This is a genomic window from Actinomadura miaoliensis, from assembly GCF_039536785.1.
Lineage (GTDB): Bacteria > Actinomycetota > Actinomycetes > Streptosporangiales > Streptosporangiaceae > Spirillospora > Spirillospora miaoliensis.
In genome coordinates, this window is record NZ_BAAAZG010000003.1 from 19,779 (window position 1) to 39,323 (window position 19,545).

Sequence of the window (19,545 nt, forward strand, 5' to 3'; positions counted from 1 at the left end):
CGTGTGGGTCAGGGGGCGACGGCGGCCATGATCTGGTCGAGGGCGGTGGTGAAGCGGGCCTGCCAGTCGACCGGGCCGTCGGGTCCGGCGGCCGCCGCGGTGGTGGCGCCGTCGTCGCCGGTGCCGCGCACCTCGAGCGCGACGTGCCCGATGACGAACGCCAGCAGCGTGTGGGCGGCGACGGACGCGGCGTCGTCGGGCACGCCGCCCCGGTGGATCAGCTCGCGCAGCGACGCGGCGGTGGAGGCCAGGGCGGCGGGGTTGCGCCGCGTGACCAGCAGCGGCAGCACCCCGGCGTGCTCCAGCAGCCGCTCGCGGTAGGCGACGGCCCAGCGGCGCAGCGCGTCGCGCCACTCGGCGGCGCCGGGCGCGGCGGCGGCCGGCGCGACCGCCACGTGCGCGACCAGGCCGTCCAGCAGCTGTTCCTTGCCGCGGGGCAGGTGGTGGTAGATGGCCATGGCCTCCACCTCCAGGGCGTCGCCGAGGCGGCGCATGGTGAGGCGCCCGAGGCCCTGTCCGTCGACGATCGCCAGCGCCGCCTCGATGATCCGCTCGATGGTCAGCGGCGGGCGGTTCTGGGCGTTGATGCTCGGCTGTCGAACCATAATGACCATTGACCTTACTGCGTAAAGGGCGTGGGCGGGGTGTCCGCTGTCACGACACGCCGGGGACGGGCGTACGCTAACCCCCGATCACACCTCGATCACGTGCCACGAACGGCCGGTCACGGCAGGGTAGAGTCGAGCACGGCCGGTCACGGCCGCGGACGAAGGAGGGGACCGCCATGGCCTTGGGTCGCCGGGTGAGCAAGGACGTCGCCGAGCGCTACGCCGCCGACGAGCGGCTGGCCGGGACCTACCGCGACCGGCTGGCGGCCGCCACCGAGGCCGAGCGGGTGCTGCGCGCCGCCGAGACCGAGGCGCGGCCCGCGGACGAGCTGCGGGCCCTGTCGATCGCGTTCGACAAGGCGCTCACCGAGGCGCTGCTGGCCGCCGAGGCTGCCGAGCGGGTCGCCATGGGCACCCGCGTGTACGCGTCCGACGGCGCCGACGCCGGGGCCCGCCGCGCCGCCGAGATCGCGCGCCGCGAGGCCAAGGCCAAGCCGGCCGTGCGGCCCTGGACCGAAGAGGTCGACCGGCTGCGTACCGCGCGCGAGGCCCACCGGCTCGGCTACCGCACCGGCCCCGGCGTGGCGGCCTGACACGGGCCGCGCACCGGTTCGACACCCGCCCGGCGCCGGGCGGGGGCGGCCGACCCGGGGGGGACGACACAGCGTCACCGGGTGGCACCGGCCGCCGACTTCTGAGAACGTAGCCCCTCGGGGAACGCCGGGACGCTCCGCGTCGCCCGCGCGGCACCGTGCCGCGGCCGACGCCGCCGACGCGTCCCGGTCGAGGGATTCGCACGCACCGCACGCAGCTGCGGCCGCCGGTCCGGCGCGTCGGCCGGCCATCGAAGGTGCTCTGACCGCGGGGGGAAAGTCACGTGGAGCGCACGCCGCCTGACCGTCATCGCGTTCTGGAGTCCTACCGGGACGGGGTGCAGGCGATCCGCGCGCTGGCCGGGCGGGTGGCGGACTGGGCGGCCCCCACCCCGTGCACCGAGTGGCAGATCATCGACCTGGCCGGCCATCTGCGCTGCGTCGCCGAGAACTACCTGGAGTACTTGCAGGACTCTCCGGACAGCCGGCTGGCCAAGCTGTTCGCCCGGGACGCCGCGACCGCGGTGCTGATCCGCCAGCAGGCCCGGCAGAACGCCGCCGAGCTGGCCGTGCTGCCGCCCGAGCCGGGCCCCGACCGGATCATGGCGTTCACCGTGTCGGCGGGTGCCTACGCCGACCTGATGCCCGACATGTGGGACCGCACCCACCTGGTCTACCGGGGCACCAAGTACACCGTCGGCGACCACGCGGGCGCGGCGTGCGTGGAGTGGCACCTGCACGCCTGGGACCTGGCGCGCGCGATCGGCGACGACTACCGGCCGCGCGATCCCGAGCTGCTGGTGTCGGCGTGGCACTGGGGCGTGCCGCACCTGCCGCTGGCGTCCGGCGACGCCTGGGAGGCGGTGCTGCGCTCCTCGGGCCGGTCCCCGTCCTGGCCGGATTCCGGGTCGGAGGCCGGGTCCGGATCCGGGTCTGGATCGGGCTCCTGACCTGGGCGTTTCTCCTCGGCCGGGCGCGGCCCGGTTTCACACGACCGTGTTACGGGTGTGCGCAGGATGTAGCACCACGGGCACATGACGTGCCGCCCCGCGTAACCCGCCGTTCCTACCTTCGCGGATGTCCGCAGGATCCGTCCGGCAACGCCGCCGGCCGCCAACGACACCCGAAGGAGACGCCATGACGGCGCTGACCGACGAAGCCGCCCCGCGGACGGGGGCCACACCCCGGGGTGGTCGCTGGATCGACCACTGGGAGCCCGACGACGACCGGTTCTGGGCCGCGACGGGGCGGCGGGTCGCCGCCCGCAACCTGGTGTTCTCGATCTTCACCGAGCACCTGGGCTTCTGCGTGTGGCTGCTGTGGAGCATCGCGGTGCTGAACCTGGCCGACAACGGCGTGCGGCTGTCGGTGGGCCAGACGCTGTGGCTGACCACGCTGCCCAACCTGGTGGGCGCCGCGATGCGGATCCCCTACACCTTCGCCCCGGCCCGGTTCGGCGGCCGCAACTGGACGGTCGTCAGCGCGCTGCTGCTGTTCGTCCCGTGCGGGCTTTTCGTCTACGCGATCGAGAATCCGGGGATCCCGTACTGGGCGCTGCTGCTGATCGCGGCGACCACCGGCCTGGGCGGCGGCAACTTCGCCTCCTCGATGGCCAACATCACCCACTTCTACCCGACCGGGCGGCAGGGCCTGCCGCTCGGGCTGAACGCCGCCGGCGGCAACCTGGGCACCAGCGTCACGCAGCTGGCGATGCCCCCGCTGATCACCGCGTTCGGGCTGGTCGCCGTGGGCTGGGTGTGGATGCCGTTGATCCTGCTGGCCGCCGTGAGCGCCTACTTCTTCATGAACAACCTGACCAAGGCGACGTCGGCGTACACGCTGCGGGAGATGGGCGCCGGCGCCCGGGACGGGCAGACGGTCGTGATGTCGGTGCTGTACATCGGCACCTTCGGGTCGTTCATCGGCTACTCGTTCTCCTTCGGGGTGCTGATCAAGAACACGTTCCCCGACATCACCGGGTCGCACTTCATCTGGCTGGGGGCCTTCGCCGGGTCGCTGGCGCGTCCGTTCGGCGGCTGGCTGGCGGACCGGTTCGGCGGCGCCCGGGTCACGATGGTGAACTTCTTCCTGATGGGGCTGGGCGTCGCGGCGGTGGCCGTGTCGGTGCGGGCGGGGAGCTGGCCGATGTTCCTGGCGGCGTTCCTGTTCGTGTTCGTCACCACCGGGGTCGGCAACGGCTCCACCTACCGGATGATCCCGGCGATATTCCGGGCGCGGGAGCTGGCCGAGGTGGACCAGAGCGACGGCGCCGCCACCGAGCGGGCGCTGACGCGGGCCCGGCGGACCGCGGCGGCCGCGATCGGCATCATCTCGGCGGTCGGCGCCGCCGGGGGCGTGCTGATCCAGCAGACGTTCCGGATCTCCATCGAGGAGACGAAGGGCATCGCGCCCGCGCTGCTGATCCTGGCCGCGTTCTACGGGGTGTGCGTGCTGCTCACCTGGTTCTTCTACCTGCGGAAGGTGCGGGTGGGGCAGACGCGGATGAGCCTGGCCGAGGCGGGCGTGTGAACTGTCGGGCCGGTCGCCGTCGCGCGGGACGGCGACCGGCCCGCGCGCCTTCGGCCGCCGGGCGTACCCCTACGCCCGGCGGCGCTGGTCGTGGCGGCGCCGGGCGGGGGCGGAGCCGGTCAGGCGTGGTCGGCGACCAGTTCGGCGCTGCGCGGGTCGGCGGTGCGGGCGCAGTGCGCGCAGCAGTACCAGTGCCCGCCCACATCGACGCCGTGGCCGAGGATGCGGCACTGGCAGTGCTCGCAGATCGGCGCCATCTTGGTGATCGCGCATTCGAACGAGTCGAAGACGTGCACGGCGCCCTGGGCGTGCACCTCGAAGCTCAACGCGTAGTCGTTTCCGCAAACTTCGCAGGCTGCCATCGACGGTCCCCCCGTTCTTCGTCCGTCGCCTGCGGCCTACCCGTCCGGGCGCGTGTCTACCCTGGACGGCCGGGGCGGGGGCCGGGGGCCAGGGGAGTGGGGCCGTACCCGGGTTCGCGGCCGTCCTCCAGGTAGACGGCGCGGTGCTCGACGAGGCCGCGCAGGCTGGGCTCCATGCGGCGGGAGACGTGCGGCGGGGCGAGTTCGGGGACCTTCTCGGGCGCCACCAGCACGTGGTCGGACAGCTCCTCGGGGGGCAGCCGGATCGCGGCGATCTCGGTGTCGGTCAGCGATCCGGCGAACACGAACACGTTGACCGCGTCCACGCCGTCGCGGGGCGGCCCCCAGTCCACGCAGACCAGGCCGTCCAGCCGCGGGACCAGGCCGAGTTCCTCCTCGCACTCGCGCACGCACGCGGCCAGGGGCGACTCGCCCGCCTCGATCACCCCGCCGGGCAGGAACCAGCCCTCCTTGTAGGTGGGCTTGACCAGCAGCACCCGCCCGAGGTCGTCGAGCAGCAGTGCGGCGGCGGCGCCGCGGGTGCGCGGCAGTGAGGCGTAATAAGCAAGGTCGGGCATGTACCGAGGTTAGGCGTGTCGGCCGCGCCGTGATCGGGCCGGGCGCGCGGGTGGGGACGGTTCGTGCCGCGGGCCCGCCGTGGCGCCGCCGATCCGTGCGGCGGACGGAGCATTTGCGACGAAACGGACTCGACAGATCTCTGACAACGCTTGACATGTGCGCGTCGAAGATCGTCGGGAGTGCCCGGACGGCGGCGCGGGCGGCGACGTTCTGACCCTGGTGATCGACGGTGCGTGAGCCGCTTTTAACAGCGGGGTCACACGCGGGACCCCGACGCGAAACGGGCTCCGCACAACCTCGGAAACATGACCGACACCCCGACCCACTGTCCCTACTGCGCCCTGCAGTGCGGCATGAACCTGGGCGGCGGGCCCGCACCCGCCGGCGCGGTGCGCCCCGGCTCGGGGCCGCCGCTGCGGGTGACGCCACGTGCGGACGTCCCGGCCAACCAGGGCGGGCTGTGCCAGAAGGGCTGGACGTCGGCCGAGGTGCTGACGGTGCCGGACCGGCTGACCACGCCGCTGATGCGCGCCCGGCGCGGTGCGCCGCTGGAGCCCTGCACGTGGGACCGGGCCCTGGACCGGATCGCCGCCGAGGCGCGGCGGCTGCGGGACGCGCACGGGCCCGACGCGGTCGCGGTGTTCGGGGGCGGCGGCCTGACCAACGAGAAGGCCTACCAGCTCGGCAAGTTCGCCCGGATCGCGCTCGGCACATCGCAGATCGACTACAACGGGCGGTTCTGCATGTCGTCGGCGGCGGCCGCGACGGGCCGGGCGTTCGGCATGGACCGGGGGCTGCCCGGGCCGATCACCGATCTGGCGGCGGCCGACGCGATCCTGCTGGTGGGCGGCAACGTGGCCGAGACGATGCCGCCGTTCATGCGGCACGTCACCGCGATGCAGCGGGCGGGCGGCGCGTTCGTCGTGGTCGACCCGCGGCGCACCGCCACCGCCCGGCAGGCCGACCTGCACCTGCAGCCCACGCCCGGCACCGACCTGGCGCTGGCCAACGGCATGCTGCACCTGGCGCTCACCGAGGGCCTGGTGGACGAGGAGTACGTCGCGGCGCGCACCAACGGGTTCGCGGCGGTGCGCACGGTCGTGAACTCCTACTGGCCCGACCGCGTCGAGCGCATCACCGGCGTGCCCGTGCCGCACATGCGCGAGGCGGTGCGGCTGCTGGCGCGCGGGCGGCGGTCCTACGTTCTGACGGCGCGCGGGGCCGAGCAGCACGCGCGCGGCGTGGACATGGTGACCGCGTTGATCAACCTGGCGCTGGCGCTGGGCCTGCCCGGCCGCGAAGGCTCGGGGTACGGGTGCCTGACCGGGCAGGGCAACGGGCAGGGCGGACGCGAGCACGGCCAGAAGGCCGACCAGCTGCCCGGCTACCGCAAGATCGACGACCCGGCGGCCCGCGCGCACGTGGCCGCGGTCTGGGGCGTGGACCCGGCGGTGCTGCCGGGGCCGGGACGGTCGGCCTACGAGCTGCTGTCGGCGCTGGGCACCGCGGGCGGGCCGAGGATGCTGCTGCTGTTCGGGTCCAACCCGGTGGTGTCGGCGCCGCGCGCGGCGGCGGTGGAGGAGCGGCTGGACGCGCTGGAGTTCCTGGTCGCGGCCGACTTCGTGCTGTCGGAGACCGCGGCCCGCGCCGATGTGGTGCTGCCCACGGCGCAGTGGGCCGAGGAGTCGGGCACGATGACCAACCTGGAGGGCCGGGTGCTGCGCCGCCGCCGGGCCGTGCCGCCGCCGGACGGGGTGCGCACCGACCTGGAGATCATCGCGGCGCTGGCCGGGCGGCTGGACGCGCCGGGCGTGTGGAGCGCCGAGCCCGCCGAGGTGTTCGACGAGCTGCGCGCCGCCAGCGCGGGCGGCCTGGCCGACTACTCGGGCATCACCTACGAGCGCATCGAGCGGGAGGGCGGGGTGTTCTGGCCGTGCCCGTCGCCGGAGCACCCGGGCACGCCGCGTCCCTTCCTCGACCGGTTCGCCACGCCCGACGGGCGGGCCCGGTTCACCCCCGTGGAGCACAGCGGGGCGGTAGAGGACGTCGACGCCGACTACCCCGTCTACCTGACCACGGGCCGGGTGCTGGCGCAGTACCAGAGCGGCGCGCAGACCCGGCGGGTGCGGCCGCTGACCGACGCGGCGCCCGAGGCGTTCGTGGAGATGCATCCGGACCTGGCCGAGCGGCTGGGCATCGACGACGGCGCGGACGTGCGGGTGGCCAGCAGGCGCGGCACCGCGACGGTGCGGGCCCGGCTGACCGACGCGATCCGGCACGACACGGTGTTCATGCCGTTCCACTGGGCGGGGGAGGGGCGGGCCAACCTGCTGACCAACCCGGCGCTGGACCCCGTGTCGCGGATGCCGGAGTTCAAGGTGTGCGCGGTGCGGCTGGAACCGGTGGCCGCACCGCGGGCGAGCCAGATCGACGAACCGGGCGCGGCCCGGGAACCGAGCGGAGCGAGCAGATGAGCCGATCCTCCACAGACAGCGGCGCGCGCGCGACGGGCCGGCGCGGGACGCCGGCGGGCATCGTGGTCGTCGGCAACGGCATGGCCGGATCGCGGCTGGTCAGCGAGATCCGGGCGCGCGACCGGCGGGTGGCGCTGACGGTGTTCGGCGCCGAGCCGCAGCAGCCCTACAACCGGGTGCTGCTGTCCAACGTGCTGGCCGGGGTGACCGGGCCCGAGCAGATCGGCCTGGTGGACCCGGCCTGGTACGACGCCAACGACGTCGACGCCCGCCTGGGCGTGGAGGTGGTGCGCGTCGACCGGGACGCCAGGCGCGTGCACGCCTCCGACGGCAGCGTCACCCCGTACGACACGCTGGTGATCGCGACGGGGAGCACGTCGTTCGTGCCGCCGATCCCCGGCACCGAGGACGGGCTGCCCGGCGGGGTGGTGGCGTTCCGCACGCTGGCGGACTGCCGGCGGATCCTGGACGCGGCCGACGGGGCGCGGCACGCGGTGGTCGTCGGCGGCGGGCTGCTGGGCATCGAGGCGGCGCGCGGGCTGGCCGGGCGGGGCCTTGCGGTGACGGTCGTGCACCTGGCCGGTCATCTGATGGAACGCCAGCTGGACCAGGGCGCGGGCAGTGTGCTGGCGCGGACGCTGGGCCGCCTGGGCATCCGCACCGTGCTGGGCACCAGCGCCGGGGCGCTGGCCACCGACGGCGACAGGCGCGTGAACGCGGTGGAGCTGGAGTCGGGCGAGCGGCTGCCCGCCGACGTGGTGGTGATGGCCTGCGGGGTGCGGCCCGAGGTGGGGCTGGCGCGGGAGGCCGGGCTGAAGGTGGACCGGGGCATCCTGGTGGACGAGACGCTGCGGTCGTTGAGCGACCCGCACGTGCGGGCCATCGGGGAGTGCTCGCAGTACGGCGACACCGTGTACGGGCTGGTCGCGCCGGCGTGGGAGCAGGCGACGGTGCTGGCCGACCTGCTGACCGGCGCCGACGCCGGGGCGCGGTTCACCGGGGCGCGGCAGATCACCCGGCTGAAGGCCGCCAGCGTCGACCTGGTGGCGATGGGGGAGACGCACTTCGGCGACGACGATCCCGAGGTGGAGGTGATGCGGTTCGCCGACGCCAGCCGCGGCACCTACAAGAAGGTCGCGATCCGGCGGGACCGTCTGGTCGGCGCGATCCTGCTGGGGGAGACCAGCACCGCCGGGACGCTGACGCAGTTGTACGACCGTTCCGCGCCGCTGCCGTCGGATCGGCTGAGCCTGTTCTTCCCCGGGATGGGCGGCGTGCAGGCCGCCGATTCGCCGGTGCGGATGCCGGACGCGGCGACGGTGTGCCACTGCAACAACGTCTCCAAAGGACAAATCCGGGCCTGCTGGGAGAAAGGGGCACGTACCGCCGACGAGGTCGCCCGGGAGACCCGCGCGAGCACCGGCTGCGGCGGGTGCCGGGACGCCCTGGAGGGCATCGTGGCGTGGCTGGACGAGCAGGACTCGGTGCCCGTCGGGTGAGCCCCGTATGAGCCGCGTGTGAGCCCCGCACGCGCCCCGCGCCCGCCGCCCGGGCCGTACTCGCCCGTGCCGTACCCGCCGTGCGATGAGCGCGGGGAGACACAGGCGCAACGAAACCCCGCCGTCACGACGGCGGGGTTTCACGCTTTTCGGAACATCGACGGGAATTCTTCCGCCGTCCATTGCGGGATGACCACGATTCGATTTCGGCGTGAGCGTCTTTTAACACGCCGGTGACAAACGGGACGCAACCGCGAAACGACCCCTGCTGAGGATCTCAGCATGACCGACGCAGGAGGAGACGGGCACATGAGGTTGGTCGTCGTCGGGCACGGGCCCACCGGGCACCGGCTGGTCGAGGCGCTGCGCGAGCGCGACGGCGCGGGCGCCTGGCGGGTCACGGTGATCGGTGAGGAGACCCGGCCCGCCTACGATCGGGTCGCGCTGACCTCCTACCTGACCGAGGACGCCGACCTGTCCTACCCCGCCCACGACGAGGGCGTGACGCTGCTGACCGGCGACCCGGTCGTCGCCATCGACCGGGGGGAGCGCACCGTGCGCACCGCCTCGGGACGGGTGGTCGGCTACGACGCGCTGGTGCTGGCCACCGGGTCGACGCCGTTCGTGCCGCCCGTGCCGGGCCGCGACCTGCCGGGCGTCTTCGTCTACCGCACCATCGACGACCTGGACGCCATCCGCGCCCACTGCCGCGACCTTACAACGTCAAGGCCTGGGGCTGGAGGCGTCGTCGTCGGCGGCGGGTTGCTCGGCCTGGAGGCCGCCCGCGCGCTGCAGGGCCTGGGCGTCGACACGCACGTGGTCGAGGTGGCGCCGTGGCTGATGCCGCGCCAGCTCGACGAGGGCGGCGGGGCGATGCTGCGCCGCCACATCGAGGCGCTCGGCATGACCGTGCACGCCGGGACCCCGATGGCGGGCCTGGAGGCGGGCGAGGACGGCGGGGTTGCGCGGGTCGCGCTGGCCGGCGGCGCGTCCGTCGACGCCGGGGTGGTGGTGTTCTCCGCCGGCATCCGCCCGCGCGACGAGCTGGCCCGCGGCTGCGGCCTGCCGGTCGGCGAACGCGGCGGCATCGTCGTCGACGACACCTGCCGCACCGAGGACCCGGCGATCTGGGCGGTCGGCGAGTGCGCGCTGGTGAACGGGCAGGTGTACGGGCTGGTCGCGCCGTGCTTCAGCATGGCCGAGGTGGTCGCCGACCAGCTGCTGGCGGCCGTGTCGCGGCAGGACGGCCGCGCCCGGTTCGAGGGCGCCGACCTGTCCACCAAGCTCAAGCTGATGGGCGTGGACGTGGCCAGCTTCGGCGACCCGTTCGCCGGCCCCGACCAGGGCGCCCTGGACGTCACATACACCGACCCGGTCGCCGGGGTCTACAAGAAGCTGATCGTCAGCGACGACGCCCGCACGCTGATCGGCGGGGTGCTGGTCGGCGACGCGTCGGCCTACCCGACGCTGCGCGCCTACGTCGGCGCCGAGCTGCCCGGCTCGCCCGAGCAGGCGCTGTTCGGCGGCACCGAGGCGGCGGGCGGCGACCTGCCGGGCGGCACGCAGATCTGCAACTGCAACAACGTCACCGCCGACGCGATCCGCTGCGCGATCCGCGAGGAGAACCTGACCGACCTGGGCGCGGTCAAGAGCTGCACCAGGGCCGGGGCGACCTGCGGCAGCTGCGTCCCGCTGGTCAAGAAGATCCTGGACGCCGAGCTGACCGCCGCGGGCATCGAGGTCAGCAGGGCGCTGTGCGAGCACTTCGACTACAGCCGCGCCGAGCTGTTCGACATCGTGCGGGTGCGCGGCATCACCACGTTCACCGAGCTGATCGCCGAGCACGGCCGGGGCCGCGGCTGCGACATCTGCAAGCCGGTGGTGGCCTCCATCCTGGCCAGCCTCGGTAACGGGCACATCCTGGACGGCGAGCAGGCCGCGCTGCAGGACACCAACGACCACTTCCTGGCCAACCTGCAGAAGAACGGCACCTACTCGGTGGTCCCGCGGATCCCCGGCGGGGAGATCACTCCCGAGAAGCTCATCGTCATCGGCGAGGTCGCCCGCGACTTCGGCCTCTACACCAAGATCACCGGCGGGCAGCGGATCGACCTGTTCGGCGCCCGGGTGGAGCAGCTGCCGCGGATCTGGAAGCGGCTGGTCGACGCGGGGTTCGAGTCCGGGCACGCCTACGGCAAGGCGCTGCGCACCGTCAAGTCGTGCGTCGGGTCGACCTGGTGCCGCTACGGGGTTCAGGACTCGGTCGGCATGGCGATCCGGCTGGAGCTGCGCTACCGGGGGCTGCGCGCCCCGCACAAGCTCAAGTCCGCGGTGTCGGGCTGCTCGCGCGAGTGCGCCGAGGCGCAGGGCAAGGACTTCGGGGTGATCGCCACCGACAAGGGCTGGAACCTGTACGTGTGCGGCAACGGCGGGATGCGGCCCCGGCACGCCGACCTGCTGGCCACCGACCTGGACGACGAGGGCCTGGTCCGGCTGATCGACCGGTTCCTGATGTTCTACATCCGTACGGCCGACCGGCTGCAGCGCACCGCGACCTGGCTGGAGTCGCTGGACGGCGGCCTGGACTACCTGCGCGAGGTGATCGTCGACGACCGGCTGGGCATCTGCGCCGAGCTGGAGGCGGCGATGGACCGGCACGTGGGGTCCTACTCCGACGAGTGGCGCGACACGCTGGAGGATCCGGACAGGCTCAGCCGGTTCGTGTCCTTCGTCAACGCGCCCGACGTGCCCGACCCGAGCATCGTGTTCGAGTCCGAACGCGAGCAGATCAAGCCGGTCCTGGTGACCGGTCCGCGACTGGAGGTGGCGAGCCGATGACCACGACGACCGACCTTCGCCCCACCGGGCCCGCGCCCCGCGACGGCGGCGGGCGCTGGCACCCGGTGTGCTCCTACGACGACCTGATCCCCGAACGCGGCGTGTGCGCGCTCGTGCAGGGCGTCCAGGTGGCGATCTTCCGCACGTTCGGCGGGGAGCTGTACGCGCTGTCCAACCTGGATCCCTTCTCCGGCGCGCACGTGATCTCCCGCGGCATCCTCGGCACCCGCGGCGGCGTGCCGACGGTGGCGTCGCCGATGTACAAGGAGGTCTTCGACCTGCGCACCGGCGCGTGCCTGGACGACCCGCAGGTGGCGCTGCCCACCTTCCCGATCCGCCGGGACCCGGCGACCGGCCGCGTGGAGGTGGCCCTGACTCATGAAGACCGACAGTGAGCCGCTGGCGGGATTCGCCGTCGGGGTGACGGCCGCGCGGCGCCACGAGGAGCTGGCCACGCTGCTGGAGCGGCGCGGCGCGCGCGTGGTGCACGCCCCGGCGATCCGCCTGATCCCGCTGTCGGACGACACGCGGCTGCTGGAGGCGACCGACGAGTGCATCCAGGCGCCGGTTCACCACGCCGTGGTCACCACCGGGATCGGGTTCCGGGCGTGGCTGGAGGCCGCCGACGGGTGGGGTATGCGTGACGCGCTCATCGAGCGGCTGGCGAGCGTGGAGATCCTGGCACGGGGGCCCAAGGCGCGCGGCGCGATCCGCTCGGCGGGGCTGCAGGAGACCTGGTCGCCGGAGTCGGAGAGCTGCGCGGAGGTGCTGAAGTACCTGCTGCGCAAGGACCTGGCGGGCAGGCGGGTGGCGGTGCAGCTGTACGGGGAGGAGCTGCCGGAGTTCGCCGCGGCGCTGCGCGCCGCCGGGGCCGAGGTGGTCGAGATCCCGGTGTACCGGTGGTCGCGCACCGACGACCCGACGCCGCTGCGGCGGCTGGTGGGGCAGGCGGTGGCGGGCACGGTGGACGCGATCACGTTCACCAGCGCGCCGGCGGTGGCGGCGACGCTGGCGGTGGCGGCCGAGGACGGGCTGGAGGAGCCGCTGCTGGAGGCGTTGCGTGCCAACGTGGTGGCGGCGTGCGTGGGGCCGGTGACCGCGCAGCAGCTCACCGAGCGGGGCGTGCCGACGGTGCAGCCCGAACGCGCCCGCATCGGGGCGCTGGTGCGGGCGCTGGTGTCGGACCTGCCGGAGCGGCGGGCGCGGCGCGTGCAGGTGCGGGGGTTCTCGCTGGAGCTGCGGGGGCACGCGGTGGTGCTGGACGGGCAGTTGCGCCCGATCGCGCCGGCGCCGATGGCGATCCTGCGGGCGCTGGCGCGGCGTCCCGGGCACGTGGTGTCGCGGGCCGAGCTGTGCGGGGTGCTGCCGGGCCGGCTGGTGGTGGGCACGTCGGCGGGCGGGCGGGACGCGCGTCCGCAGGCCGACGAGCACGCGGTGGAGATGGCCGTGGCGCGGCTGCGGCGCGGCCTGGGCCGGTCGGGCATCGTGGAGACGGTGGTCAAGCGCGGCTATCGGCTGGCGTGCGACCCGGTCCGGGTGGAGCTGAGCGGCTGATGCGCACGGGCGGGATGCGCACGGGCGGGATGCGCACGGGCGGGATGCGCACGGGCGGGATGCGCACGGGCGGGATGCGCACGGGCGCGATGGGGGAGGGCGCGATGGGGGAGGGCGCGATGGGGGAGGGCGCGATGGGGGAGGGCGCGTTGGCGGACGGCGCGTTGGGGCGGGACGCCTGCACGGTGGGGCGGGACGCGTCGGGGGAGGGCGGAGTGCCGACGCTGCTGGCGGTGGCGCACGGCACCCGTGACCCGGCGGGTCCGCGGACGGTGCGGGCGCTGCTGGAGCGGGTGCGGGCGCTGCGGCCGTGGCTGCCGGTCGCCGAGGGCTACGCCGAGATCGCCGCGCCGACGCTGGAGGACGCGGCGCGTCCGCTGCGCGGCCCGGTCGTGGTGGTGCCGCTGATGCTGGCGCGCGGCTACCACGCGCTGATCGACATTCCCGGGCGGGTGAAGCGGGTCTGCCCGCAGGCGGTGATGGCGCGTCCGCTGGGCCCGCACGGCATGCTCGCCGCGGCGCTGGCGGAACGGCTGGTCGCGGCGGCGGCGCCGGGACGCGGGGACGCGGTGGTGCTGGGCGCGGCGGGTTCGTCCGACCCGGCGGGGGTGAGCGACGTGCGGGTGGCGGCCCGCCTGCTGGCGCGGCGGCTGCGGCGGCCGGTGCCCTACGGGTTCGTCGCGGCGGGCGGCCCGGCGCTGGCCGAGGTGGTGGCCGAGCGGCGCGCCCGGGGCGCCGCTCGGGTGACGGTGGCGTCCTACCTGCTGGCGCCGGGGTTCTTCCACGACCGGATGGCGGCCTCGGGCGCCGACCGGGTGTCGGCGCCGATCGGCGCGCACGACGCCGTGGCGCGGCTGGTGCTGCGCCGTTACGACGAGGCCCGGCTGCGTCTGTGCGGCGCCGTGCCCGTCGCCTGAACCCCGGTCCGGGCGCCGCGGGCCGTCAGGCGGCGTCCTCGGGGCCGGTTTCGGACGGGCCGTGTTCGGTGAAGCGGGGGTCGTGGTGGGCGAGCACCCGCACGATCATGTCGGTGAACTGCTCCATCTCCTCGGGCGTCAGCGGCGCGAACAGCCGCTGGTTGAGGCGCAGGCCGGCCTCGCGGCGGCGGGCGAGGAACAGCCGTCCGTCCTCGGTGACGTCCAGCCGGTAGCGGCGCCGGTCGGCGGGGTCGCGGTGGCGTTCGACGTAGCCGCGTTCCTCCAGCACGTCGACGAGGCTGACCACGTCGGCGGGGTCCATGCGCAGGCGTTCGCTGACCTGCCGCTGTGACATCGGCCCTTCGGCGGCCACGCACGCCAGCACCAGCACGGCCGGGCCGCGCATGCGTCCGGCGGCGTCGGCGCAGGGCAGGGCGCCGGCCGACTCGCGGCGGATCAGTTTCGTCAGCTCGGCGACCAGGTAGGTGGGGGCGCGCAGCAGCGGCTCGTGCGGCGCGGGGCCGGGGTGCGCGCAGTCCGGTCGCTCCGCTGGTCCTGGGTGCGCCACAGCGGTCTCCTCCGGCAGGTCTGATATCTCGCTTGACGACACGATAGGGCATTCCTACTGTTGGGCAGGCCAAGTGAATCAGTCAAGGGAGGCCCGCATGCCGAGCGGGGAACCGGCCGTCGAGGTGGACGGCCTGGTCAAGCGGTTCGGTGACGTCGAGGCCGTACGGGGGATCGAGTTCACCGTCCGGCCCGGCGAGATCTTCGGGTTCCTGGGCCCGAACGGCGCCGGCAAGTCCACCACGATCAACATGCTGTGCACGCTGCTGCGGCCCAGCGCCGGCACCGCGCGGGTGGCCGGGCACGACGTGGTGACCGAGCGCGACCAGGTGCGCCGCAACATCGGCCTGGTGTTCCAGGACCCGACCCTGGACGGCTATCTCAGCGGTGAGCAGAACCTGCGCTTCCACGCCGAGCTGTACGGGGTGCCGCGGACGGCGGCGCGCGAGCGGATGCGGCAGGTGCTGGAGATGGTGGGGCTGTGGGACCGGCGCGGTGACCTGGTGCAGACCTACTCGGGCGGGATGAAGCGCCGCCTGGAGATCGCCCGGGGGCTGCTGCACTCGCCGCGGGTGCTGTTCCTGGACGAGCCGACCGTCGGTCTGGACCCGCAGACCCGCTCGTCGATCTGGGAGTACATCCGCCGGCTGCGCGACACCGAGCAGATCACGATCTTCATGACGACCCACTACATGGACGAGGCCGAGTACTGCGACCGCATCGCGATCATGGACGCGGGGCGGATCGTGGCGCTGGACACCCCCGAGGCGCTGAAGGCGGGGGTGGGCAAGGACCGGGTGCAGATACGCACCGACGACGACGAGGCGGCGATCGCGGCGCTGACGGAGCGGTTCGGCGTGGAGGCCACGATGGCCGAGGGCGCGGTGACGTTCGCGGTGGCGGCGGGGGAGGCGTTCGTGCCGAAGCTGTTCGAGGGGCTGGGGGTGGCGATCCGTTCGGTGAGCGTGTCGCGGCCGTCGCTGGACGATGTGTTCATGTCGTTCACCGGCAAGACGATCCGTGACGCCGAGGCGTCCAGTACCGACTGGATGCGCATGGTCGCGCGGGGAAGGCGGTGACGATGGACGCGACGGACGCCACGACGGCGCCGCAGGTGGTGCGGGTGCGGGTGCCCGAACGCAGCGTGCGGCACGACCTGCGGGCGGTGAAGATCGTCCTGCACCGGGAGCTGATCCGGTTCTGGCGGGACCGGATGCGGATGGTGGCGAACCTGATGCAGCCGGTGCTGTGGCTGCTGGTGATGGGCACCGGCCTGTCCAACCTGATGGCCGTGGGGCAGGGCCCGGCCGGGGACGTGGATCTGAGGACGTTCATCTTCCCCGGCGTGTGCGCGATGTCGGTGATGTTCACCGCGCTGTTCTCGGCCGGGTCGATCGTGTGGGACCGCGAGTTCGGGTTCCTCCGGGAGATGCTGGTGGCGCCGGTCAGCCGCGCCGCGATCGTGGTCGGCAAGTGCCTGGGCGGCGCCGTGGTCGCCACCGGGCAGGGCGTGCTGATCCTGGCGCTGGCCGGGCTGGCGGGGGTGCCCTACGACCCGGTCCTGCTCGCCGAGCTGCTGGCGCTGATGTTCCTGACGGCGTTCGCGCTGACGGGGTTCGGGGTGCTGCTGGCGGCGCGGATCACCAACATGCAGTCGTTCTTTGGGATCATGCAGATGGGCATGATGCCGATGATGTTCCTGTCGGGCGCGCTGTACCCGCTGGGCGGGCTGCCGGCGTGGCTGAGCGTGCTGACCCGGTTCAACCCGCTGACCTACGCGGTGGACCCGCTGCGGCAGGCGGTGTTCTCGCACATGGACGTATCGCCCGAGCTGCAGCGGGTGTTCAACCCGGGGGTCACCTGGAACGGGTGGCTGGTGCCGGTGTGGCTGGAGGTCGTGCTGGTCGTGCTGATCGGGTTCGTGATGCTGGCCGGGGCGATCGCGCAGTTCCGCCGCGGCGACTGACCCGCGACTGACCGGTGACTGACCGGCGGCGGGGCCTGCGCGGTCCCGGTGGCGGGGCGGGTGGCCGTGGACGGCGAAGGGCCCGCCGGATCGTGGGATCCGGCGGGCCCTGTCGTGCCGCGGGGGCGTGCCGATGGGGGAGAGGGGCGGCGGCTCAGACGGCGAAGTCGAGCAGCGGGTAGGCGTTGCTGGGGTGCCGCAGCTTGGACAGCGACTCCTTCTCCAGCTGGCGGATCCGCTCGCGGGTCAGGCCGAGCGCCTTGCCGATCTCGTCCAGGGTGCGCGGCGTTCCGTCGTACAGCCCGAACCGCATCGCCATGATCTTGGCTTCGCGGGGGGACAGCACGTCCAGGGTGCGGCGCAGCTGGTCGGCCATGAGCTGCCGGTCGACCAGCTCGGACGCCTCGGGGGTGTCGACGTCCTCGATCAGGTCGCCGATGCGGGTCTCGCCGTCCTCGCCGATGGTGGAGTCCAGGCTGATCGGCTGGCGGCTGGTGCGCAGCAGCTCCAGCACCTGCTCGGGGCTCTTGTCCAGCTCGACGGCCAGTTCCTCGGGGGTGGGCTCGCGGCCGAGGCGCTGGTGCATGTCGCGTTCGACGCGGCTGAGCTTGCTGAGCATCTCCAGCACGTGCACCGGCAGGCGGATGGTGCGGGCCGAGTCGGCGAAGCCGCGCTGGATGGCCTGCCGGATCCACCACATGGCGTAGGTGGAGAACTTGTAGCCCTTGGTGTAGTCGAACTTCTCCACGGCGCGGATCAGGCCGAGGTTGCCCTCCTGCACCACGTCCAGCAGCGACAGCCCGCGGTCGGAGTACTTCTTGGCGACCGAGACCACCAGCCGCAGGTTGGCCTCCAGCATGTGCGCCTTGGCGCGCTGCCCGTCGGCGGCGACCCACTCCAGGTCGGCGCGCAGCTGCGGGTCGTCGATGGTCTCGTGGGTCAGCTTGTGCTCGGCGTACAGCCCGGCCTCGATGCGCTTGGCCAGCTCCACCTCCTGCTCGGCGGTCAGCAGCTGGCGCCGTCCGATCGCCTTGAGGTAGGTGTGCACCGAGTCGCCCATGGTGGTCGACTGGTCGTCCAGGTCGGCGGAGGTGTCCTCCACCTCGACCTCGGTGACCTCGAACGCCTCGTCGTCGTCGGTGTCGCCGGCGGTGGCGGCGGTGTCGGGCCCGGCGGCCGGCGTGTCGTCGGAGGCGGGGGCCGTGGCGGCGGTGCGCCTGCGGCCCGTCCTGGCGGTCTTGGTCTTGGTGCTCGCCTTGACGCTCCTGGCGCTCTTGCCGCCGGTCGCGCCGACCGCCGTCTCGCCGGTCTTGTCGGTGCTTTCGTCGGCGGTGCCGTCGCCGGGGGCGGCGTGCGCGGTGCCCGCGGTGTGGGCCGGCGGCGCGTCGCCTCGGCGGGCGCGCGGGGCGCGGGCGCGGGCCCTGCCGGAACCCTCGTCCTCGGTGGCCAGGCCGATGCCCGCCTCGGACAGCTCACGCAGGATCGAGCGGCCCTGTGCGGGGCTGATGCCCGCCGCCTCGAAGGCGTTGCGCACCTCGTCGAGTGAGAGGCGCCCGTGGGCACGACCACGCTCGATCAGGTCGTCGAGCGCGGGGCTCGACGACTCCGCGAGCGGGGTCTCTGCTGCGGTTCGTGGCATGGGGACACCCCCCTCCCTTCGGTGGTGTGGTGCGACGCGGAGGCGCACTTGCGGCTTCGACGCGCGCACTAATCCCAAACGCCGGGGGGACGCCGTCTGTTCCCGGCGGCCCACATCCAGCGTCCCACGGCGGCCGCGGACCCCGGTGCGGTGAGGGCCGCGGACGCCCAGGCAGGCGACGTGCCGCACGCGACGATCTCCCCGCCGCCAACCTTACCTTACTACGTAAAGACGCCTGGTTGTGATACTCCTCTCACCATCGTGCAAGGTGGTTCTGAACACACGGTCAGGACGACGACGGCGGCGGGGCGACCCGCCCGTAGCGGGCGATGACCCGGTGCCGCAGCTCGGGGTCGTCGCGGGGCACCGGTTCCAGGAACACCTCGTCGATCTCCTCGTGCCGCTCCCGCAGCTCCTGGGCCATGCGCACGCAGGCGCGTTCGACGTCGGCGGAGGTGAGGGCGTCGCGGAAGTCCAGCCGCGCGCACACCAGGACGCGGTCGGCGCCGAAGGTCATGGTGACGATGTCGACGACCCATTCGATCTCGGGGGCCCGGCCCAGGTGCGCCCGCACGTCCCGCACCAGCCGCGGGTCGGCCTGGTTGCCGACGAGCAGGTTGAGGTTGATGCGGCCGAGCACCAGCGCCACGGCGGTCAGCAGCACGCCGATCAGGATGGAGCCGACGCCGTCCCAGGCGGCCGACCCGGTGAGCTGGTGCAGGCCGAGCCCGGCGAACGCCAGCGTCAGGCCCGCCAGGGCGGCCGAGTCCTCCAGCAGCACGCTGACGGACGTGGGGTCGTCGGTGCGGCGGATGTGGGTCCGCACCGGCAGGCCCTCGTCCCGGGCGTCGCCGCGCACCTGCCGCCACGCCTGCCGCAGGGAGATCGCCTCCAGCACGAACGACACCGCCAGCACCGCGTACCCGGCCAGCGGGTCGGCCTCGCCGCCGCGGTGGCCCAGCAGCGTCTGGACGCCCTGGTAGAACGCGAACAGCGCGCCCATCCCGAAGATCGCCACGGCGACCAGCAGGGTCCAGATGTAGCGTTCCTTGCCGTAGCCGAGGGGATGGCGGCGGTCGGCGGGGCGGCCGCTGCGGCGCAGCCCCACCATCAGCAGCACCTCGTTGAAGGTGTCGGCGACCGAGTGGGCGGCCTCGGCGGCCATGGACGCCGAGCCGGTGATCAGCGCGGCGGCCGTCTTGGCGACGGCGATTCCCAGGTTGGCGCCCAGGGCCAGCAGTACCGTCAGCATGCTCTCCCGGTGCCGGCCGCGCCGCGTCCCCTGGTCGTCCCCCTGCGGCCGCCGCCCGGCCTGCTGCTCCGTCTGCTGCTCTGTCTGCTGCTCGGCCTGCCGGTCCGTCTGCTCGGTCTGGTGCTCCGTCATAGGGACCTCCGTCCTCCAGCGTGTCACGCCCGTGCC

The 19,545-nt window shown here is 73.8% G+C and carries 17 protein-coding genes; 11 read left to right on the forward strand and 6 right to left on the reverse strand.

Features of this window, described 5'->3' with window-relative positions; genetic code table 11:
• Window positions 1-8: 8 nt before the first annotated feature.
• On the reverse strand, window positions 9-605 hold the full coding sequence (locus tag ABD811_RS06710; RefSeq protein ID WP_344942429.1) for a TetR/AcrR family transcriptional regulator: 597 nt from the start codon (window positions 603-605) through the stop codon (window positions 9-11).
• Between the two features lie 179 nt (window positions 606-784).
• Here ABD811_RS06710 and ABD811_RS06715 point away from each other — a divergent pair, with 179 nt between their 5' ends.
• The 3 genes from ABD811_RS06715 (at window position 785) to ABD811_RS06725 (ending at window position 3,730) form a co-directional block, all read left to right on the forward strand.
• Window positions 785-1,201 (forward strand): plectin, encoded by a 417-nt coding sequence (locus tag ABD811_RS06715; protein WP_344942432.1) that lies wholly within the window; start codon window positions 785-787, stop codon window positions 1,199-1,201.
• A gap of 284 nt (window positions 1,202-1,485) precedes the next feature.
• Entirely contained in the window at window positions 1,486-2,151 is a 666-nt protein-coding gene (locus tag ABD811_RS06720) for a maleylpyruvate isomerase N-terminal domain-containing protein (protein ID WP_344942435.1), read from the forward strand.
• Between the two features lie 187 nt (window positions 2,152-2,338).
• On the forward strand, window positions 2,339-3,730 hold the full coding sequence (locus ABD811_RS06725) for an MFS transporter (protein WP_344942438.1): 1,392 nt from the start codon (window positions 2,339-2,341) through the stop codon (window positions 3,728-3,730).
• 119 nt (window positions 3,731-3,849) lie between these two features.
• Here the strand turns inward: ABD811_RS06725 and ABD811_RS06730 are convergent, their stop codons facing one another.
• Together ABD811_RS06730 and ABD811_RS06735 are read right to left on the reverse strand one after the other, a co-directional pair.
• Window positions 3,850-4,092 carry a hypothetical protein gene (locus ABD811_RS06730; protein ID WP_344942441.1) on the reverse strand — a complete coding sequence of 81 codons (243 nt, stop codon included), beginning with the start codon at window positions 4,090-4,092 and terminating at the stop codon, window positions 3,850-3,852.
• 56 nt (window positions 4,093-4,148) lie between these two features.
• On the reverse strand, window positions 4,149-4,670 hold the full coding sequence (locus tag ABD811_RS06735) for an NUDIX domain-containing protein (RefSeq protein WP_344942444.1): 522 nt from the start codon (window positions 4,668-4,670) through the stop codon (window positions 4,149-4,151).
• Between the two features lie 306 nt (window positions 4,671-4,976).
• Between ABD811_RS06735 and ABD811_RS06740 the strand changes: the two genes are divergently transcribed.
• The 6 genes from ABD811_RS06740 to ABD811_RS06765 all read left to right on the forward strand — a co-directional run bounded on the left by ABD811_RS06740 (window position 4,977) and on the right by ABD811_RS06765 (window position 13,953).
• Window positions 4,977-7,145 carry a molybdopterin oxidoreductase family protein gene (locus ABD811_RS06740; RefSeq protein WP_344942447.1) on the forward strand — a complete coding sequence of 723 codons (2,169 nt, stop codon included), beginning with the start codon at window positions 4,977-4,979 and terminating at the stop codon, window positions 7,143-7,145.
• Complete coding sequence (locus ABD811_RS06745; protein ID WP_344942450.1) at window positions 7,142-8,644, forward strand: FAD-dependent oxidoreductase; 1,503 nt, start codon at window positions 7,142-7,144, stop codon at window positions 8,642-8,644. The genes ABD811_RS06740 and ABD811_RS06745 overlap by 4 nt, the downstream gene beginning before the upstream one ends.
• A gap of 309 nt (window positions 8,645-8,953) precedes the next feature.
• Window positions 8,954-11,482 (forward strand): nitrite reductase large subunit NirB, encoded by a 2,529-nt coding sequence (gene nirB, locus ABD811_RS06750; RefSeq protein ID WP_344942453.1) that lies wholly within the window; start codon window positions 8,954-8,956, stop codon window positions 11,480-11,482.
• Window positions 11,479-11,877 carry a nitrite reductase small subunit NirD gene (gene nirD, locus ABD811_RS06755; protein ID WP_344942456.1) on the forward strand — a complete coding sequence of 133 codons (399 nt, stop codon included), beginning with the start codon at window positions 11,479-11,481 and terminating at the stop codon, window positions 11,875-11,877. The genes nirB and nirD overlap by 4 nt, the downstream gene beginning before the upstream one ends.
• Window positions 11,861-13,036, forward strand: coding sequence for a uroporphyrinogen-III synthase (locus tag ABD811_RS06760; protein ID WP_344942459.1), 1,176 nt, complete (start codon window positions 11,861-11,863; stop codon window positions 13,034-13,036). Before nirD ends, ABD811_RS06760 begins: the two co-directional genes overlap by 17 nt.
• Window positions 13,036-13,953 (forward strand): sirohydrochlorin chelatase, encoded by a 918-nt coding sequence (locus ABD811_RS06765; RefSeq protein WP_344942463.1) that lies wholly within the window; start codon window positions 13,036-13,038, stop codon window positions 13,951-13,953. Before ABD811_RS06760 ends, ABD811_RS06765 begins: the two co-directional genes overlap by 1 nt.
• 25 nt (window positions 13,954-13,978) lie before the next feature.
• Here ABD811_RS06765 and ABD811_RS06770 read toward each other — a convergent pair whose 3' ends face one another.
• A complete protein-coding gene (locus ABD811_RS06770; RefSeq protein ID WP_344942465.1) occupies window positions 13,979-14,521 on the reverse strand; it encodes a MarR family winged helix-turn-helix transcriptional regulator in 543 nt (180 codons plus the stop codon).
• Between the two features lie 97 nt (window positions 14,522-14,618).
• Here ABD811_RS06770 and ABD811_RS06775 point away from each other — a divergent pair, with 97 nt between their 5' ends.
• Together ABD811_RS06775 and ABD811_RS06780 are read left to right on the forward strand one after the other, a co-directional pair.
• On the forward strand, window positions 14,619-15,599 hold the full coding sequence (locus ABD811_RS06775; RefSeq protein ID WP_344942468.1) for an ABC transporter ATP-binding protein: 981 nt from the start codon (window positions 14,619-14,621) through the stop codon (window positions 15,597-15,599).
• 2 nt (window positions 15,600-15,601) lie between these two features.
• Window positions 15,602-16,486 (forward strand): ABC transporter permease, encoded by an 885-nt coding sequence (locus ABD811_RS06780; protein ID WP_344942470.1) that lies wholly within the window; start codon window positions 15,602-15,604, stop codon window positions 16,484-16,486.
• A gap of 154 nt (window positions 16,487-16,640) precedes the next feature.
• Here the strand turns inward: ABD811_RS06780 and ABD811_RS06785 are convergent, their stop codons facing one another.
• Together ABD811_RS06785 and ABD811_RS06790 are read right to left on the reverse strand one after the other, a co-directional pair.
• Window positions 16,641-18,125, reverse strand: a complete 1,485-nt coding sequence (locus ABD811_RS06785; protein WP_344942473.1) for an RNA polymerase sigma factor — start codon at window positions 18,123-18,125, stop codon at window positions 16,641-16,643.
• 286 nt (window positions 18,126-18,411) lie between these two features.
• Window positions 18,412-19,509 carry a cation diffusion facilitator family transporter gene (locus tag ABD811_RS06790; protein ID WP_344942476.1) on the reverse strand — a complete coding sequence of 366 codons (1,098 nt, stop codon included), beginning with the start codon at window positions 19,507-19,509 and terminating at the stop codon, window positions 18,412-18,414.
• Window positions 19,510-19,545: the final 36 nt, after the last annotated feature.

What these genes read in the sequence shown, in the direction of transcription:
- nirD (WP_344942456.1), top strand. Translation starts at nt 11,479, where the DNA reads ATGACCACGACGACCGACCTTCGCCCCACCGGGCCCGCGCCCCGCGAC.
- ABD811_RS06725 (WP_344942438.1), top strand. Translation starts at nt 2,339, where the DNA reads ATGACGGCGCTGACCGACGAAGCCGCCCCGCGGACGGGGGCCACACCC.
- ABD811_RS06765 (WP_344942463.1), top strand. Translation starts at nt 13,036, where the DNA reads ATGCGCACGGGCGGGATGCGCACGGGCGGGATGCGCACGGGCGGGATG.
- ABD811_RS06790 (WP_344942476.1), bottom strand. Translation starts at nt 19,509, where the DNA reads ATGACGGAGCACCAGACCGAGCAGACGGACCGGCAGGCCGAGCAGCAG.
- ABD811_RS06740 (WP_344942447.1), top strand. Translation starts at nt 4,977, where the DNA reads ATGACCGACACCCCGACCCACTGTCCCTACTGCGCCCTGCAGTGCGGC.
- ABD811_RS06710 (WP_344942429.1), bottom strand. Translation starts at nt 605, where the DNA reads ATGGTTCGACAGCCGAGCATCAACGCCCAGAACCGCCCGCCGCTGACC.
- ABD811_RS06735 (WP_344942444.1), bottom strand. Translation starts at nt 4,670, where the DNA reads ATGCCCGACCTTGCTTATTACGCCTCACTGCCGCGCACCCGCGGCGCC.
- ABD811_RS06785 (WP_344942473.1), bottom strand. Translation starts at nt 18,125, where the DNA reads ATGCCACGAACCGCAGCAGAGACCCCGCTCGCGGAGTCGTCGAGCCCC.
- ABD811_RS06775 (WP_344942468.1), top strand. Translation starts at nt 14,619, where the DNA reads ATGCCGAGCGGGGAACCGGCCGTCGAGGTGGACGGCCTGGTCAAGCGG.
- ABD811_RS06730 (WP_344942441.1), bottom strand. Translation starts at nt 4,092, where the DNA reads ATGGCAGCCTGCGAAGTTTGCGGAAACGACTACGCGTTGAGCTTCGAG.
- ABD811_RS06745 (WP_344942450.1), top strand. Translation starts at nt 7,142, where the DNA reads ATGAGCCGATCCTCCACAGACAGCGGCGCGCGCGCGACGGGCCGGCGC.
- ABD811_RS06760 (WP_344942459.1), top strand. Translation starts at nt 11,861, where the DNA reads ATGAAGACCGACAGTGAGCCGCTGGCGGGATTCGCCGTCGGGGTGACG.
- ABD811_RS06780 (WP_344942470.1), top strand. Translation starts at nt 15,602, where the DNA reads ATGGACGCGACGGACGCCACGACGGCGCCGCAGGTGGTGCGGGTGCGG.
- ABD811_RS06715 (WP_344942432.1), top strand. Translation starts at nt 785, where the DNA reads ATGGCCTTGGGTCGCCGGGTGAGCAAGGACGTCGCCGAGCGCTACGCC.
- nirB (WP_344942453.1), top strand. Translation starts at nt 8,954, where the DNA reads ATGAGGTTGGTCGTCGTCGGGCACGGGCCCACCGGGCACCGGCTGGTC.